We start from the raw sequence: 16,045 nt of genomic DNA on the forward strand, positions 1-16,045 counted from the left end.
CCGGCCGGCGGACGTGGGCAGCCTTGTACCCCCGACGACGTCGCGCTGCCGTCCACCCGCGCGGATGCGGGCGCAGGCGCCGACGGTCCGCGACACGAGGGGACACCATGACGCACCGCTTCGACCGCATGCGCCGCCTGCTGCCCGCCCTGCTCCTGCTGTTCGCCGCCGCGTCGCTGCCGGCGCAGGATCGCGCACCCGCCGCCCCGCCCGAGGCCCGGGCGCTGGCCGAGGCGCTGGTCGCGCGGATGACGACCGACGAGAAGCTCGGCCAGCTGCTCAACACCGCGCCCGCCATCGAGCGCCTGGGCGTGCCGCGCTACAACTGGTGGACCGAGTCGCTGCACGGCGCGATGGGCACCCTGCCCACCACCAACTTCCCCGAGCCGATCGGCCTGGCCGCCACCTTCGACGAGGCGCTGGTGCGGCGCGTGGCCGGCGTGATCGGCACCGAGGTGCGCGGCCTGCATGCGCTGGCGCGCGAGACCGGGCGCACCGGCCGCATCGGCACCGGCCTCAACACCTGGTCGCCGAACATCAACATCTTCCGCGACCCGCGCTGGGGCCGCGGCCAGGAGACCTACGGCGAGGACCCCTTCCTCGCCGCGCGCATGGGCGTGGCCTACGTGCGCGGCGTGCAGGGCGGGCGCCCGGGCGAGTACGACGTGATCGCCACGCCCAAGCACTACGCGGTGCACAGCGGTCCGGAATCGACCCGCCACCACGCCAACGTGTTCGTCTCCCGCCGCGACGCGGAGGACACCTACCTGCCCGCGTTCCGCGCCGCGATCGTGGAGGGCGGGGCCGGTTCGATCATGTGCGCCTACAACCGCGTCGACGGCGTGCCCGCCTGTGCCAGCGAATGGCTGCTGGGCGACGTGCTGCGCGGCGACTGGGGCTTCGATGGCTACGTGGTGTCCGACTGCGACGCGGTCGGCGACATCCACAGGAACCACCACTTCGCGCCCGATGCCGCCGCCGCGGTGGCCGCCGCGCTGCGCGCGGGCGTGGACAGCGAGTGCAACGGCGCCACGCTCACCGACACCGACGGGCTCACCGGGCCCTACCGCGAGGCGCTCGCGCGCGGGCTGATCACGCTGGCCGACATCGACCGCGCGCTGGTGCGCCTGTTCTCGGCGCGCTACCGCAACGGCGACCTGCCCGGCCTGCGCGCGCTGTCGACCGACACCGTCGCGCCGGACGTGGTCGGTGCCCCCGCGCATGGCGAGGTGGCGCTCGAGGCCGCGGAGAAGAGCCTGGTGCTGCTCAAGAACGACGGCGTGCTGCCGCTGCGAGCCGATGCCCGGATCGGGGTGATCGGACCGCTGGCCGATGCCACCCGGGTGCTGCGCGGCAACTATTCCTCGCCGCAGTCGGCGCCGCCGGTGTCCGTGCTGGACGGCCTGCGCCGCGCGCTGCCGCAGGCGCAGGTGCGCCATGCCGCGTTCGGCGAGACCTACACCGACGGCGATCCCGTCCCCACCAGCGCGCTGCGCACGCCCGACGGCGAGCCGGGCCTGCTCGCGAACTACTACAACGCGGCCGCGGCGCCGCCGGCGCGCTTCGCGCCGGGCGAACTCGATGCCTGGGTCGCCCGCACCGGCTTCGACGACGCGCCGGTGGTCACGCGGATCGAACCGGACGTCAATTCGCGCAGCCTCGACCTGGCGCAGGTGCGCGACGTCCACCGGGTGGAGTGGACCGGCTACCTGGTGCCGCCCGAGACCGGCACCTACCGGCTGGGCATCGGCGGCTTCAACGGCGAACTGGAATTCGACGGCCAGCCCTTCGTCGACCTCGCCGGCGCCTCGTGGAACAGCCTGCCGACGATGAAGACCGTGCAGCTGGAAGCCGGCCGCCGCTATCCGGTCACCGTGCGCACGCAGGCGCGCATCCTCACCGGCATCGGCCTGCTGTGGAAGCGGGTGTCCGACGCGCCGCTGGAGGACATGCGCGCGGTGGCCGCCGGGAGCGACGTGCTGGTGGCGGTGGTGGGGCTGACCTCCGACCTCGAGGCCGAGGAGGCGCCGATCGAGGTGCCCGGCTTCAAGGGCGGCGACAAGACCTCGCTCGACCTGCTCGCCGACCAGCAGGCGCTGCTGAAGGCCGCGAAGACCACCGGCAAGCCGCTGGTGGTGGTGCTGATGAACGGCAGCCAGGTCAACCTGTCGTGGGCGAAGCGACACGCGGACGCGATCGTCGAAGCCTGGTACCCGGGCCAGTCCGGCGGCCTGGCGGTGGCGCGCGTGCTCGGCGGCGAGGTGAACCCGGCCGGCCGCCTGCCGCTGACCTTCTACGCATCGGTGGACGAGCTGCCGCCGTTCGGCGACTACGACATGCGCGGGCGCACCTACCGCTATTTCGAAGGCGCGCCGGTGTATCCGTTCGGCCACGGGCTGAGCTACACGCGCTTCGAATACACCGCGCCGCAACTGGCGCCGGCGGCCGCCGGCGCGCACGAAGGCCTGCGCGTGACCACGCAGGTGCGCAACGCCGGCAAGCGGGCCGGCGACGAAGTGGCGCAGCTGTACCTCGTGTTCCCGGCGCGCGACGGCCTGCCCCGGCTGGCGCTGCGCGGCTTCCAGCGCGTGCACCTGGCGCCCGGGGAAACGCGCACGCTCACGTTCGACCTCGATCCGCGCGACCTCAGCGCGGTCGACGCCGACGGCACCCGCCTGGTGATGCCCGGCCGCTACCGGATCTCGGTCGGCTCCGGCCAGCCGGGCACCGGCGTGCCCGCGCGCGAGGCCGCCTTCGCCATCGAACAGTCCCGCGCCGTGCCGCGCTGACGCGGCCGTCGCACACGTTCCCGGCCGCGCACACGCGCGCGGCCGATTCCCGTCCCGTCAACACGGAGCCTCGACATGATCCCGACACGTTCCCATCCGCGCACCCCGGCCGGCGGCCGTTGGCGCTACGCGTTCGCCGCGCTGCTGCTGTGCTCGTCCGCCGCCTTCGCGCAGGACGATGCGATGGTGCCGATCGAGATCCCGGCCCAGCCCGACGCGATCGCGCTCGGGACCGGTCCGCTGCCCGGTGCGACCGTCGACGAGTCCTGGCACCGCCAGTACGAGCGCGTGTTCGCGCGCAATGTCACCGAGGCCACGCTCACCCCGTTCCTGCCCGCGGCCGGCAAGGCCACCGGCGCGGCGGTGATCGTGGCGCCGGGCGGCGGCTTCCGTTCCCTGTCGATGGAAAACGAGGGCTGGGACGTGGCGCGCGCGCTGGCCGAGCAGGGCGTGGCCGCGTTCGTGCTCAAGTACCGGCTCAACCAGACCCCGGCGGACCTCGACGGCTTCGCGCAGTCGATCCGCCAGATGCTCTCCGGCCCGCGCCCGCCGCGCGATCCGGGCTCGCGCGAGTCCGCCACCATGCTCGCGCCGCAGCTGGCCGATTCGCGCGCCGCGTTCGCCCTGGTGCGCAGCCGCGCGCAGGAGTGGAACGTGGATCCCGACCGCATCGGCATGATCGGCTTCTCGGCCGGCGCCATGCTGACGATGGTCACTGCGCTGTCGGGCGAGGACGCGAAGCCGGCCTTCATCGGCAACGTCTACGGTCCGATCTCGGCGCTCGAGGTACCGGCCGACGCGCCGCCGCTGTTCGTCGCCCTGGCCGCGGACGACGGCCTGTTCTCCGGCGCCGGCTTCGGCCTGATCGAGAGCTGGCAGAAGGCCGGGCGCCCCGTGGAGTTCCACTACTACGAGCGCGGCGGCCACGGCTTCGGCATGTACCCGAAGGACACCACCAGCACCGGCTGGTTCGACGCCTGGGTGCGCTGGCTGAAGATGCACGGCTACCTGGCACCGGCGAAGTAGGACGCGCTCGCGGCCTGCGCGCACCGGGCATCCGGTGTGCGCGGGTGGCCGCGGCCGCGGGAGGCGTGCGCGGCGTGTCGCGTGCGGGCGCTCCACCATGCCCGCCGACGTGCGAACGCCGGCGTCAGCCGTCGGCGTCCGGCGCGGCGGAGGGCAGGGCCGCGCCCTCCTGGCCGATCCACAGCCGGTTGCCGTCGGGATCGGCGATGCGGAATTCGGTCATGCCGTAGAACGTGGTCTCCAGCGGCGGCACGTCGACGCCGTTGCCGCGCACCATCGCGTGGTAGGCGACCACGTCGTCCGGGTACAGGTAGAGCACGCCGCTGCGCGGCGCTCCGGGATGGACGTTGATCGACTCGTCCAGCATCAGCCGGCAGTCGCCCAGCGCCACCCGCGCCCAGCGCCACTGGTCGTTGCGTTGCTCGACCGCGAAGCCGAGCCGGCGGTAGAAGTCGACCGCCGCCGGCATGCTGCGCACCGGCAGCATGGGAACCAGGTGCATCGACATGCGATGTGCTCCATCGACCATGCGGGACGGGTCGCGTCCCGATGATAGGCTGCCGTCGTTCCCGCACAAGCAGGCACCGGCATGGCCGCTACGCACACGCATGTTCCTTTTACGACGATTCCGGACGTCGGCCTGCGTGCGGCGGCCGAGGTGCTGGCCGGCATCGGCGATCGCTGGACCGTGTTCGTGATCCATGCGCTCTGGCCGGGGCCGCTGCGGCATCGCGCGCTGCAGCGCGCCGTCGGCGATGTGTCCCAGCGCATGCTCACCTTCACCCTCAGGCGCATGCAGCGCGACGGACTGGTGACGCGCACCGTGCGGCCTGCCGTGCCGCCGCAGGTCGAGTACGCACTCACCGGGCTCGGCCGCAGCCTCGTGGTGCCCCTGCACGCGCTGTACGCGTGGACGGTGGAGCACCGGCCGGAACTGGCCGCGGCGCGCGCGCGCCATGCCGCGGAGCGCGCCGCGGGATGAGCCGCGCGCGCTGCACGCGGTCGCAGACCGCGACGCCTGCAGGCCCTGCGGGCTGGTGGCTGTACCTGCTCGAATGCGCGGACGGCACCTGGTACGCCGGCATCAGCACCGACGTCGACGCGCGCCTGGCCGCGCATGCGGCCGGGACCGGCGCCCGCTACACCCGCGGGCGCGGGCCGCTGCGGTTGCTCGCCACCCGCGCCTATCCCGATCGTGCCAGCGCCTCGCGCGCCGAATGGCAGCTCAAGCGGCTGCCGCGGCTGGACAAGCTGCGCTTCTTCGAAGACCCCGCCGCCCCGGCGTGCGACGCCGTGGACCGCAGTCCCGCGCCGCGGGACTAGCCGCGCGAGGCCGCCGGTGCCCGCGCCGCGCCGGCGCGGCCGAAGCGCGCGCGCAGCCGTGACAGCACCAGGAACGCCGCGGGCGTGGTGTACAGCGTCAGCCACTGGCTCACCAGCAGGCCGCCGACGATCGCCAGCCCCAGCGGCCGCCGCATCTCCCAGCCCTCGCCGGTGGACAGCACCAGCGGCAGCATGCCCAGCAGCGCCGCCAGCGAAGTCATCAGGATCGGGCGGAAGCGCAGCCGCGCCGCCTCCACGATCGCCGACTCGGCCGACAGCCCCTGTTCGCGCTGCGCGGCCAGCGCGAAGTCGACCATCAGGATCGTGTTCTTCATCACCACGCCCACCAGCAGGAACAAGCCGAGCAGCGAGATCAGGTCCAGCGTGTTGTCGAACAGCAGCAGCGCCAGCAGCGCGCCGATGCCGGCCGAGGGCAGGATCGAAAGGATCGCCAGCGGCTGGATGTAGCTTTCGTACAGCACGCCGAGCACCAGGTACACGGCCAGCACCGCGCCCAGGACCAGCCACAGCTGGCGGCCCTGCATCTCCTGCAGGCTGCCCGCCTCGTCGCCCAGCTTGGCCTGCACGTCGTTGGGCAGCATGATTCGCGCCATTGCCGCATCGATCGCGTCCACCGCCTCGCCCAGGGTCACGCCCGGCGCGAGCGCGAAGCTCACCCGGGTCGAGAGGAACTGCTCGCGGTGCTGGATGCGGTCCGGCGCCATGCCGTATTCCCAGCGCGCGAACGCCGACAGCGGCACGCGCTGGCCGTCGCCGCCGATCGCGAACACCTGGTCGAGCGTGTCCGGGGTCTGGGTGTAGCGCGGGTCGAGTTCCATCACCACGCGGTACTGGTTGAGGCTGTCGTACAGGGTGGCGACCTGGCGCTGGCTGAAGGAGTTGTTGAGCACCGTGGCGATCGTGCGCATGTCCACGCCCAGGCGCGCGGCGGCGTTGCGGTCGATGTCCAGCGCCACCTGGCGCATGCCCTCGTCGCCGCCCGAATCCACGTCCACCAGTTGCGGCAGCGCTTCCAGTGCGGCGCGGATGCGCGGCGTCCATTCGCGCAGCGGTTCGATGTCGCCGGACAGCAGCTGCAGGTCGTAATTGCCGTCGCCGCCGCCACCGCCGCCGATGCGGATGTCCTGGTCGACCCACAGCCACAGGTTGCCGCCGGGGACCTTCGGCAGGCCTTCGCGCAGGCGGTCGATCACCTCGCGGCTGGACACGCCGCGCTCGGACAGCGGCTTCATCTGGATGATGACGAAACCGTTGTTCACGCCGGTGCCGCCGCCGATGTAGCCGGAGATGTCGGCGATCGCCGGATCGGTCATCAGGTACTGGCGATAGGCCTGGATCTTCGGCTGCATCACCTGGAACGAAAGGCCGTCGTCGCCGCGGGCGAAGCCGCGCAGCTGGCCGGTGTCCTGCTCGGGCACCACGCCCTTGGGTACCTTGGCGAACAGGAAGGCGTTGAACACGATCGCGCCGAGCAGGATCGCCAGCGCGAGCGCGGTGTGCCGCAGCGTGCCGCCGAGCGAACGCAGGTACAGCCCGCGCAGCCGGTCCGACAGGTGGGTGCCCATGCGCTGCCACTTCGGCACGTCGGCGGTGCGCCGGTGGCGGCCGAGCAGGCGCGCGCACAGCGTCGGCGTGAGGCTCAGCGAGACCAGCAGCGAGACCGTCATCGCCGCCACCAGGGTCAGCGAGAACTCGCGGAACAGGCGTTCGACGAAATCGTCCAGGAACAGGATCGACACGAACACCACGCCCAGCGCCACGTTCATCGACAGCAACGTGGTGCCGACCTCGCCGGCGCCGCGCATCGACGCGTCCCACGGCGACAGGCCGGCGTCGATGTGGCGCGAGATGTTCTCGAGCACCACGATCGCATCGTCCACCACCAGCACCGCGGCCACGATCAGCGCCATCAGCGACATGGTGTTGAGCGAGAAGCCGAGCATCCAGATGATCGCCAGCGCGCCGAACAGCGAGACCGGGATCGCCAGCGTCGGCACCAGCGCCGCGCGCCAGCTGCCCAGGAACGCCAGCACCACCAGCACCACCAGCGCGACCGCCAGCAGCAGGGTGGTCTCGGCCTCGGTCATGGTGGCGCGGATCACCGGGGAACGGTCCATCACCACCGCCATGTCGATGCCCGGCGGCAGCAGTGCGCGCAGGCCGTCCATCTGCGCGTGGATGGCATCGACCGTGCGGATGATGTTGGCGCCGGGCTGGCGGCTGACCACCAGCAGCACCGCGTCGCGGTCGTTGTGGAAGCCGGCGGCATAGCGGTCCTCGGTGCCTTCGTTGACCTCGGCCACGTCGCGCAGGCGTACCGGCCGTCCGTTGCGCCAGGCCACCACCAGGTCGCGGTACTCGGCCGCGGTGCGCAGCTGCAGCCCGGCCTCGACCTGCCACTGGCGGTCACCGCGGACAACATGTCCGAGCGGGCGCAGCGCGTTGGCGTCGCGGATCGCGCCGGCGACCTCGTCCAGCGCGATGCCGGACTGGTTGAGCGCATTCGGGTTGAGCGACACCCGCACCGCCGGCAGCGAGGCGCCGCCCGCCTCGACCTGGCCCACGCCCGGGATCTGCGCGATCTTCTGCGCGATGACGGTGGAGGCGACGTCGTACACCTGCCCCGGCGTCATCGTCGACGAGCTCAGCGCCAGCGCCAGGATCGGCGCCTGCGAGGGATTGATCTTGCGGTACTGCGGCATGCCCGGCATGCCCGCGGGCAGTTGCGCGCGCGCGGCGTTGATCGCCGCCTGCACTTCGCGCGCGGCTTCGTCGACGTTGCGGTCGAGCGAGAACTCCAGGTCGATGCGGGCATTGCCCTGGCTGCTGGTGGAACTGATCCGGGTGATGCCGGGGATGGTGCCGAGCGCGCGTTCGAGCGGCGTGGCCACGGTGGCGGCCATCGACTCGGGACTGGCACCCGGCAGCGAGGCGCTGACCTGGATCGCCGGGTAGTCGATCTGCGGCAGCGGCGCCACCGGCAGCATGCGGTAGGCGAGCATGCCCGCCAGCACCACCGCGATCGCGAGCAGGATGGTCGCGACCGGGCGTTCGATGAACAGCCGCGAGAGGTTGACGCGCTGCGCGTCCATCAGCCTGCGGCCGGTTCCGCGGCGGGCACGCGCACGCGGTTCCGCGTCAGTTGGTCGAAGAACAGATAGATCACCGGCGTGGTGAACAGGGTCAGCACCTGACTCACCAGCAGGCCGCCGACCATCACCAGGCCCAGCGGCTGGCGCAGCTCGGCGCCCGAGCCGCTGGCGAGCATCATCGGGATGGCCGCGAACAGCGCCGCGAGCGTGGTCATCAGGATGGGGCGGAAGCGCAGCAGCGCGGCGCGGTGGATCGCATCGCGCGGGGCCAGGCCCTGCTCGCGCTCGGCCTCGAGCGCGAAGTCGACCATCATGATGCCGTTCTTCTTCACCAGCCCGATCAGCAGGATGATGCCGATCACCGCGATCAGGTCGAGGCTGCGTCCGCTCAGCAGCAGCGCGGCCAGCGCGCCGACCGTGGCCGAGGGCAGGGTGGACAGGATCGTCACCGGGTGGATGAAACTTTCGTACAGCACGCCCAGCACGATGTACATCACCACCACCGCGGCCAGGATCAGCCACAGCGTGCTGGACAGCGAGTTGCGGAAGGCCTGGGCCGCGCCCTGCAGGCGCAGTTCGATCGACGCCGGCAGCCCGATCGCCGCGGAGGCGGCCTCGATTTGCTCGACCGCCTCGCCGAGCGAGGCGCCGGGCGCGAGGTTGAACGACACCGTCGCGGCGGGGAACTGGCCGATGTGGCTCACCAGCAGCGGCGCGTTGCGCGTCGACACGCGGGCGATGCCGGCCAGCGGCGTCTGCCCGCCGTCGGCGGTGGCGACATAGATGCGCTCGATCGCCTCGGGCCCGAGCTGGAACTGGGCATCGGCCTCCAGCACCACCCGGTACTGGTTGGCCTGGGTGAAGATGGTCGAGATCTGGCGCTGGCCGAAGGCATCGTAGAGCGCGTCGGCGACGTCGGAGGCCTGGATGCCCAGGCGCGCGGCGGCATCGCGGTCGATGTCGACCCAGGCCTGCAGGCCCTCGTTCTGCAGGTCGCTGGACACGTCCGCGAGCGCGCCGCTGCCCCGCAGGTGTTCGATCATCCGCGGCGTCCACTGCGCCAGCGCGGCATGATCGGGGCTGGTCAGCGCGAACTGGTACTGGCCGCGGCTGACGCGATCCTCGATCGACAGCTCCTGCACCGGTTGCAGGAACAGGGCGATGCCGGGCACCTGCGCGACGCGTTGCTGCAGCCGTTCGATGATCGCGTGCGCGCCGGCATCGCGGTCGGCGTGCGGCGCGAGCTCGATCAGGAAGCGCCCGGTATTGAGCGTGGGATTGCTGCCGTCGACGCCGATGAACGAGGACAGCGTCGCCACGTCCGGATCCTCGAGGATCGCCGCGGCCAGCGCCTGCTGCCGCTGCGACATGGCCTGGAACGAGATCGACGCGGGCGCCTCGCTGATCCCCTGGATCAGGCCGGCATCCTGCGACGGGAAGAACCCCTTCGGCACCGCGACGTACAGCGCGGCCGTGAGCGCGAGCGTGGCCACGGTGACGCCGAGCATCAGCGGCTGCCGCGCCAGGGTCCAGTGCAGCGCGCGGTCGTACTGCGCGACCACGCGGTCGAACATGTCGCCTTCCGCGCCGGCGGCATGGTGTTCGGCGTCGCTGTCTCCGCTCGCGGGCTCGGCGATGCCGTGGTCGCGGCCGGCCTTGAGGAAGCGCGCGCACAGCATCGGCGTGAGGGTCAGCGAGACCACCAGCGAGATGCTGATCGCCACCGCGAGCGTGATCGCGAACTCGTGGAACAGCCGTCCCACCACGTCGCCCATGAACAGCAGCGGGATCAGCACCGCGATCAGCGAGACGGTGAGCGAGATCAGGGTGAAGCCGATCTGGCGCGCGCCGTCGAGCGCCGCCTGCAGCCGCGACTTGCCCTCTTCGAGATGCCGGGCGACGTTCTCCAGCATCACGATCGCGTCGTCGACCACGAAGCCGGTGGCGATGGTCAGCGCCATCAGCGTCAGGTTGTTCAGCGAGAACCCGGCCAGCAGCATGAAGCCGAAGGTCGCCACCAGCGACAGCGGCACCGCCAGGCTGGGGATGATCGTCGCCGGGAGGGTGCGCAAGAACACGAACGTCACCAGCACGACCAGCCCGATCGCCAGCAGCAGCTCGTGCTGCACGCCGCGGATCGAGGCGCGGATCGACTCGGTGCGGTCGCTGAGCACGGTCACGTCCACCGCGCGCGGCATCGAGGCGCGCAGCTGCGGCAGCAGGGCGTGGATCGCGTCGACCACCTCGATCACGTTGGCACCGGGTTGGCGCTGGATGTTGAGCAGGATCGCCGGCTGCTCGCCCGACCAGGCGGCGAGCTGGCGGTTCTCCGCGCCCTCGCTCACGGTCGCGACGTCGCCCAGCCGCAGCGGCGCGCCGCCCTGCCAGCTGATCACCAGCTGCCGGTATTCCTCGGCCGAGCGCATCTGGTCGTTGGCGTCGAGCATGATCGCGCGGGTCGGGCCGTCGAAGCTGCCCTTGGGCATGTTGACGTTGGCCGCGGCGATGGCCGCGCGGATGTCGTCCATGCCCACGTCCGCCGACGCCAGCGCCGAGGGATTGACCTGGATGCGCACCGCGGGGCGCTGGCCGCCGGCGATGCTGACCAGGCCCACGCCGGGCAGCTGAGACAGGCGCTGGGCCATGCGCGTGTCCACCAGGTCGTAGACCTCGGGCAGCGCCATCGTCTCCGAACCGATGGCCAGGGTGAGGATCGGCGTGTCGGCCGGATTGACCTTGCGGTATACCGGCGGCATCGGCAGGTCGTCGGGCAGGAAGCTGCCGGCGGCGTTGATCGCGGCCTGCACCTCCTGTTCGGCCACGCCCAGGTCCACCTCCAGCGAGAACTGCAGGATGATCACCGATGCGCCGCCGGAACTGGTCGACGACATCTGGCTGAGGCCCGGGATCTGGCCCAGGCGCCGCTCCAGAGGCGCGGTCACCGCGCTGGTGGTGACCGCGGGGCTGGCGCCGGGGTACAGCGTGAGCACCTGGATGGTCGGATAGTCGACCTGCGGCAGCGCCGCCACCGGCAGCAGGCGGTAGGCGAACAGGCCCGAGAGCAGCAGCGCCAGCATCAGCAGCGTGGTCGCCACCGGGCGCAGGATGAACGGGCGCGAGAGGTTCATGCGTCGGGGTCGGCGTCCTGCGCCGGTGCCCCGGCGTCGCCGTCTTCCTCGCCCGCGTCGGCCACCACTTCCACCGGCGCGCCCTCGCGCAGGCGGTCGATGCCTTCCAGCACCACGCGGGCGCCGGCCTCCAGGCCGTCGAGCACGGACACGCGGCCGCCGCTGCCCGCGCCGAGCACCACCGGGCGCACGCCCGCGGTGTCGTCGTCGTTGACCACGTACACGTACGTGCCCTCGCTGCCGAACTGCACCGCGGCGTCCGGGATCACCAGGGTTTCGTCGTCGCCCAGCTGCAGGCGCGCGTTGACGAACTGGTTCGGGAACAGGGCGCCGTCGTCGTTGTCGAACAGCGCGCGCAGGCGCAGGGTGCCGGTCTCGGTGTCGATGCGGTTGTCGAGGCTCGACAGCCGGCCGCTGGCGAGCACGTTGCGTTCCTCGCGGTCCCAGGCCTGGACCGTGAGGTCGGGATCGCGGCGCACCGCGTCGATCACCGCCGCCAGCGCGTTCTCCGGCACCGAGAACAGCACGCTGATCGGGCGCGTCTGGGCGATGGTGGCGATGCCGTCCTCGTCGCCGCCGCTGACCAGGTTGCCCGCATCCACCGTGCGCAGGCCTACGCGGCCGGTGATCGGGGCGACGATCCGGGTGTACTGCAGCTGCAGCCGCGCCTCGTCGACGGCGGCCTGGTCGATCTCGCGGCGTCCCTCGAGCTGGCGCACCTGCGCCTGCAGGTTGGCGACGTCCTGCGCCGACACGTAGGCGGCGTCGGACAGGTCCTGGTAGCGGCGCAGCTGGATGCGCGCGTTCTCCAGCTCGGCCAGGTTCTGCTTCTGCTGGCCCAGCGCCTGCGCCAGCTGGATGCGGAACGACGCGGGGTCGATCTCGGCCAGCAGGGCGCCGGCCTCCACCTGCTGGCCTTCCTCGAACACCACCCGCTGCAGTTCGCCGTCCACGCGCGGGCGCACCGTCACCGACTTCAGCGGCGTCACCGTGCCCAGCGCCTTGAGTTCGACCGACAGCCGCTCGCGCGCGGCGGTGCTCACGCGCACCGGCGTCGGCGGCCGCTCGCCGTCGGGGCCCCAGCCGCCGCGGCCCGCGTCCGGTTCGGGCGCGCCGCCGCCCATGCCGCGCCAGACGAGGACGGCGGCGAGCAGGACGGCCAGGGCGATCAGGGCGGGTCGAACGAAACGTCGGGAGGTCATGCGGGGTCCATCGGGGCGATCGCCCGCCGGGCCGTGCGGCGTGGCCGCGGCGGAATCGGACGGGCGCTGGGGGCCGGGCGACGCACGGCGTGGTCGGGGCATGGTACAGGGCGCCGATCACGCACCCCCTGTCGAAAGTCATGCCCGCGGCGCGTGCCCCGATCGCCGTCGCCGCGCCCCACGCGAGGCCGCCGTGCGCGCGGCTCCATAATGCAATGCCTCCGCTGCCGCCGACGTTCGCATCCGATGCCCGATTCCGCGTCCCGCCGTCCCACCATCGCGCTCGCCGCCGGCGGCACCGGTGGCCACCTGTTCCCCGCCGAGGCGCTGGCGCGCGAACTGCAGGGGCGCGGCTTCGGCGTGGTGCTGCACACCGAGCGGCGCGGCGCGCAGTACACGGCCGCGCTCGAAGGCCTGCCGCACGTGGTGCTGCCGGCCAGCTCGCTGGAGGGCGGCGTGCTGGCGAAGGCGCGTGCGGCAGTCACGATCGCGCGAGGCGTGCTCGCGTCGCGGCGCGATCTGAAGCTCCGGCGGGCGGCGCTGCTGGTGGGCTTCGGCGGCTATCCCAGCGTCGCGCCCGCGCTTGCCGCCCGCAGCCTCGGCCTGCCGCTGCTGCTGCACGAGCAGGCGACGCGCCTGAGCAAGGCGAACGTGCGCCTGCTGCGCTTCGCGGATGCGCTGGCGACATCGTTCCCCGCCGTCGACGGCGTCGGGGGATTCGATCCGGCGCGGATCGTGCAGACCGGCAACCCAGTGCGGCGCGCGATCCTGGACGCGCGCGGCGACTATCCCGCCTTCGACGCCACCGGCCCGCTGCGCCTGCTGGTGGTCGGCGGCAGCCAGGGCGCGGCGGTGTTCGCGCGCGTGGTGCCGCCGGCGCTGGCGCTGCTTCCCGAGGCGCTGCGGCGACGTCTGCAGGTCAGCCTGCAGGCGCGCGACGGTGATCCGCAGGCGCTGCAGGACTCGCTGCGCGCGGCCGGCATCGACGCCACCGTGCGGCCGTTCTTCGACGACATCGGCACGCGCCTGCGCGAGGCGCACCTGGTGATCACCCGCGCCGGCGCCAGCACCGCCGCCGACCTGCTCGCCATCGGCCGCCCGGCGATCTTCGTGCCGCTGCCGCACGGCGGTTCGCGCGCCGAGCAACGGCGCAACGCACAGACGCTGGCGCAGGCCGGCGCCGGCTGGCACGTGGCGGAGGCGGACTTCACGCCCGAGGCGCTTTCGCGGCAGCTGGCCGACCTGCTGGCCTCGCCCACCCGCCTGCCCGACGCCGCGCGCGCCGCGGCGGCGCTGGGCAGGCCGGACGCGGCCGCGCGGCTGGCGGACCTGGTGGAGCGCCGGCTTGCGCGGTCCGCGTCGGTTCCGCATGGGGCGGCGGCGTAGTCGGAGCCGGCGCCGCACCCGAAGCGTAGGCGCGCCCGCGCATGCGATGGGATGGCCGAGTCGTGCGCCGCGCCAGCCGGCGCGCGCGGCCCGCACTGCCTACAATCGCCCGATGCACGACACCGCCCGATCCGATGCCGCCTCCCTGCGCGACGATGCCGACGTCCTGATCGTCGGCGGCGGCCACAACGGCTTGGTGTGCGCGGCCTACCTGGCCGCGGCCGGGCTCGGGGTGACCGTGCTCGAACGCCGCGACGTGGTGGGCGGCGCGGCGGTGACCGAGGAATTCCACCCCGGCTTCCGCAACTCCACCGCCAGCTACACCGTCAGCCTGCTGGATCCGGCGGTGATCGCCGAACTGCGCCTGGCCACGCACGGGCTGCGCGTGGTCGAGCGCCCGTACTCGAATTTCCTGCCGCTGCCCGACGGGCGCGCCTTTCGCCTGGGTGGGCCCGACGGCCAGGCGTCGATCGCCGCGTGGTCGCGCCGCGATGCCGAGCGCATGGCCGGCTACGATGCGATGCTCGGCCGGGTGGTCGTGGTGCTGCGCGAACTGGCGCGGCGCACGCCGCCCGATCCCGGCGGGCGCATGTCGATCGCCGACTGGCTGGCCTCGTACGACATCGCGAAGCGGCTGCGCGGCCTCGACCTGCGCGGGCGTCGCGACCTGCTCGACCTGTTCACCAAGTCCGCCGGCGAACTGCTCGACCACTGGTTCGAATCCGAACCGCTGAAGGCGGCGCTGGGCTGGGACTCGGTGGTCGGCAACTTCGCCAGCCCGTACACGCCCGGCAGCGCCTACGTGCTGCTGCACCACGTGTTCGGCGAGGTCAATGGCAAGGCCGGCGCCTGGGGCCATGCGATCGGCGGCATGGGCGCGATCAGCCAGGCGATCGCGGCCGAATGCGCGGCGCGCGGCGTGCGCGTGCACACCGGCGCGGCGGTGGAACGGGTGCTGGTCGAACGCGGGCGCGCGACCGGCGTGGCGCTGGCCGACGGGCGCGAACTGCGCGCGGCGACGGTGGTGTCCAACCTCAATCCGAAACTGCTCTACACGCGCCTGGTCGAACGCGAGCACCTCGACGACGACACCGCCGAGCGCATCGCGCGCTACCGCTGCGGCTCGGGCACGTTCCGCATGAACGTGGCGCTGTCCGAACTGCCGGGCTTCATCGCCGCACCCGGCACGCGGCTGCAGCCGCACCACCAGAGCGGGATCCTGGTCGGACCCTCGCTGCAGTATTTCGAGACCGCGTACTTCGATGCGAAATCGCGCGCGCACAACCCGGGATGGGCGCGCGCGCCGATCGTCGAACTGGTGATCTCGTCCACCCTCGACGACAGCCTCGCGCCGCCGGGCCAGCACGTCGCCAGCCTGTTCTGCCAGCACGTCAATCCCGAACTGCCGGACGGCGGCTGGGACGCGCACCGCGACACCGTGGCGCGGCTGATGATCGACACCGTCGACGCGGTGGCACCGAACTTCGCGCGCAGCGTACTCGGCTACCGCGCGCTGTCGCCATTGGACCTCGAGCGCGAGTTCGGCCTGGTCGGCGGCGACATCTTCCACGGCGCGCTCGGCCTGGACCAGATGTTCAGCGCGCGCCCGCTGCTCGGGCAGGGCCGCTATCGCGGCGCGCTGCCCGGGCTGTACCTGTGCGGCGCCGGCACGCACCCGGGCGGCGGCGTCACCGGCCTGCCGGGGCGCAACGCCGCGCGCGAGATCCTGCGCGACCTGCGGCGCAAACCGCGCCCCGGCTGACGCGCGGTCAACAGCGGCGTTGCGCCGCCCGGCGCGGATGCAATCGATTGCATCCGCATTGTGCGGCCGATGCTTGGCAGGCGCTCTTAATAAACCGGCCGGTATCGTTTTGCGCTGCAGCGTGCAACCGGGGTAACGAATCGTTCACGATGGCTCCGCACCCGACGTGGGGGAGGGAGCAAAGCCCGCTGGCAGGCAACTGCAAGCGGGCTTTTTTGTGCCCGCGTCCCCGGCGGTGGTGGGGCCGGCGCCCATGGCGATCCGACTCGGCCATCCCTGCCGGGTCCGCGGCGCCGCAGGTCCGCGGGTCCACGAT

At 72.6% G+C, this 16,045-nt stretch carries 10 protein-coding genes; 6 read left to right on the forward strand and 4 right to left on the reverse strand.

What is annotated here, in order from left to right; genetic code table 11:
- The first annotated feature begins 107 nt into the window (after positions 1 to 107).
- Together QFW80_RS11865 and QFW80_RS11870 are read left to right on the forward strand one after the other, a co-directional pair.
- A complete protein-coding gene (locus QFW80_RS11865; RefSeq protein WP_280602167.1) occupies positions 108 to 2,789 on the forward strand; it encodes a glycoside hydrolase family 3 C-terminal domain-containing protein in 2,682 nt (893 codons plus the stop codon).
- Between the two features lie 75 nt (positions 2,790 to 2,864).
- Positions 2,865 to 3,815, forward strand: a complete 951-nt coding sequence (locus QFW80_RS11870; protein WP_280602168.1) for an alpha/beta hydrolase — start codon at positions 2,865 to 2,867, stop codon at positions 3,813 to 3,815.
- Positions 3,816 to 3,939: 124 nt separating this feature from the next.
- Here QFW80_RS11870 and QFW80_RS11875 read toward each other — a convergent pair whose 3' ends face one another.
- Positions 3,940 to 4,323, reverse strand: a complete 384-nt coding sequence (locus QFW80_RS11875) for a VOC family protein (protein ID WP_280602169.1) — start codon at positions 4,321 to 4,323, stop codon at positions 3,940 to 3,942.
- 81 nt (positions 4,324 to 4,404) lie between these two features.
- On the opposite strand from QFW80_RS11875, the gene QFW80_RS11880 reads away from it, so the two are divergent.
- Positions 4,405 to 4,797 carry a winged helix-turn-helix transcriptional regulator gene (locus QFW80_RS11880; RefSeq protein ID WP_280602170.1) on the forward strand — a complete coding sequence of 131 codons (393 nt, stop codon included), beginning with the start codon at positions 4,405 to 4,407 and terminating at the stop codon, positions 4,795 to 4,797.
- Positions 4,794 to 5,138, forward strand: a complete 345-nt coding sequence (locus QFW80_RS11885) for a GIY-YIG nuclease family protein (protein ID WP_280602171.1) — start codon at positions 4,794 to 4,796, stop codon at positions 5,136 to 5,138. Before QFW80_RS11880 ends, QFW80_RS11885 begins: the two co-directional genes overlap by 4 nt.
- Here the strand turns inward: QFW80_RS11885 and QFW80_RS11890 are convergent.
- From QFW80_RS11890 to QFW80_RS11900, 3 genes are read right to left on the reverse strand one after another with little or no spacing between them, the layout of a single operon-like run.
- A complete protein-coding gene (locus QFW80_RS11890) occupies positions 5,135 to 8,251 on the reverse strand; it encodes an efflux RND transporter permease subunit (protein WP_280602172.1) in 3,117 nt (1,038 codons plus the stop codon). The two genes, QFW80_RS11885 and QFW80_RS11890, sit on opposite strands and share 4 nt — an antisense overlap.
- A complete protein-coding gene (locus QFW80_RS11895) occupies positions 8,251 to 11,379 on the reverse strand; it encodes a multidrug efflux RND transporter permease subunit (protein WP_280602173.1) in 3,129 nt (1,042 codons plus the stop codon). The genes QFW80_RS11890 and QFW80_RS11895 overlap by 1 nt, the downstream gene beginning before the upstream one ends.
- Positions 11,376 to 12,581, reverse strand: coding sequence for an MdtA/MuxA family multidrug efflux RND transporter periplasmic adaptor subunit (locus QFW80_RS11900; protein WP_280602174.1), 1,206 nt, complete (start codon positions 12,579 to 12,581; stop codon positions 11,376 to 11,378). Before QFW80_RS11900 ends, QFW80_RS11895 begins: the two co-directional genes overlap by 4 nt.
- Before the next feature lie 246 nt (positions 12,582 to 12,827).
- Here QFW80_RS11900 and QFW80_RS11905 point away from each other — a divergent pair, with 246 nt between their 5' ends.
- Both QFW80_RS11905 and QFW80_RS11910 read left to right on the forward strand, forming a co-directional pair.
- Positions 12,828 to 13,967 (forward strand): UDP-N-acetylglucosamine--N-acetylmuramyl-(pentapeptide) pyrophosphoryl-undecaprenol N-acetylglucosamine transferase, encoded by a 1,140-nt coding sequence (locus tag QFW80_RS11905; RefSeq protein ID WP_280602175.1) that lies wholly within the window; start codon positions 12,828 to 12,830, stop codon positions 13,965 to 13,967.
- Between the two features lie 112 nt (positions 13,968 to 14,079).
- Positions 14,080 to 15,729 (forward strand): phytoene desaturase family protein, encoded by a 1,650-nt coding sequence (locus tag QFW80_RS11910; RefSeq protein WP_331488502.1) that lies wholly within the window; start codon positions 14,080 to 14,082, stop codon positions 15,727 to 15,729.
- Positions 15,730 to 16,045 lie beyond the last annotated feature (316 nt).

Origin of the sequence: Luteimonas rhizosphaericola, assembly GCF_029888045.1 — a bacterium.
GTDB classification, from domain to species: Bacteria; Pseudomonadota; Gammaproteobacteria; order Xanthomonadales; family Xanthomonadaceae; genus Luteimonas; species Luteimonas rhizosphaericola.

Coding starts and splice junctions, on each gene's coding strand:
- QFW80_RS11865 (WP_280602167.1), top strand. CDS start 108: ATGACGCACCGCTTCGACCGCATGCGCCGCCTGCTGCCCGCCCTGCTC.
- QFW80_RS11870 (WP_280602168.1), top strand. CDS start 2,865: ATGATCCCGACACGTTCCCATCCGCGCACCCCGGCCGGCGGCCGTTGG.
- QFW80_RS11875 (WP_280602169.1), bottom strand. CDS start 4,323: ATGTCGATGCACCTGGTTCCCATGCTGCCGGTGCGCAGCATGCCGGCG.
- QFW80_RS11880 (WP_280602170.1), top strand. CDS start 4,405: ATGGCCGCTACGCACACGCATGTTCCTTTTACGACGATTCCGGACGTC.
- QFW80_RS11885 (WP_280602171.1), top strand. CDS start 4,794: ATGAGCCGCGCGCGCTGCACGCGGTCGCAGACCGCGACGCCTGCAGGC.
- QFW80_RS11890 (WP_280602172.1), bottom strand. CDS start 8,251: ATGGACGCGCAGCGCGTCAACCTCTCGCGGCTGTTCATCGAACGCCCG.
- QFW80_RS11895 (WP_280602173.1), bottom strand. CDS start 11,379: ATGAACCTCTCGCGCCCGTTCATCCTGCGCCCGGTGGCGACCACGCTG.
- QFW80_RS11900 (WP_280602174.1), bottom strand. CDS start 12,581: ATGACCTCCCGACGTTTCGTTCGACCCGCCCTGATCGCCCTGGCCGTC.
- QFW80_RS11905 (WP_280602175.1), top strand. CDS start 12,828: ATGCCCGATTCCGCGTCCCGCCGTCCCACCATCGCGCTCGCCGCCGGC.
- QFW80_RS11910 (WP_331488502.1), top strand. CDS start 14,080: ATGCACGACACCGCCCGATCCGATGCCGCCTCCCTGCGCGACGATGCC.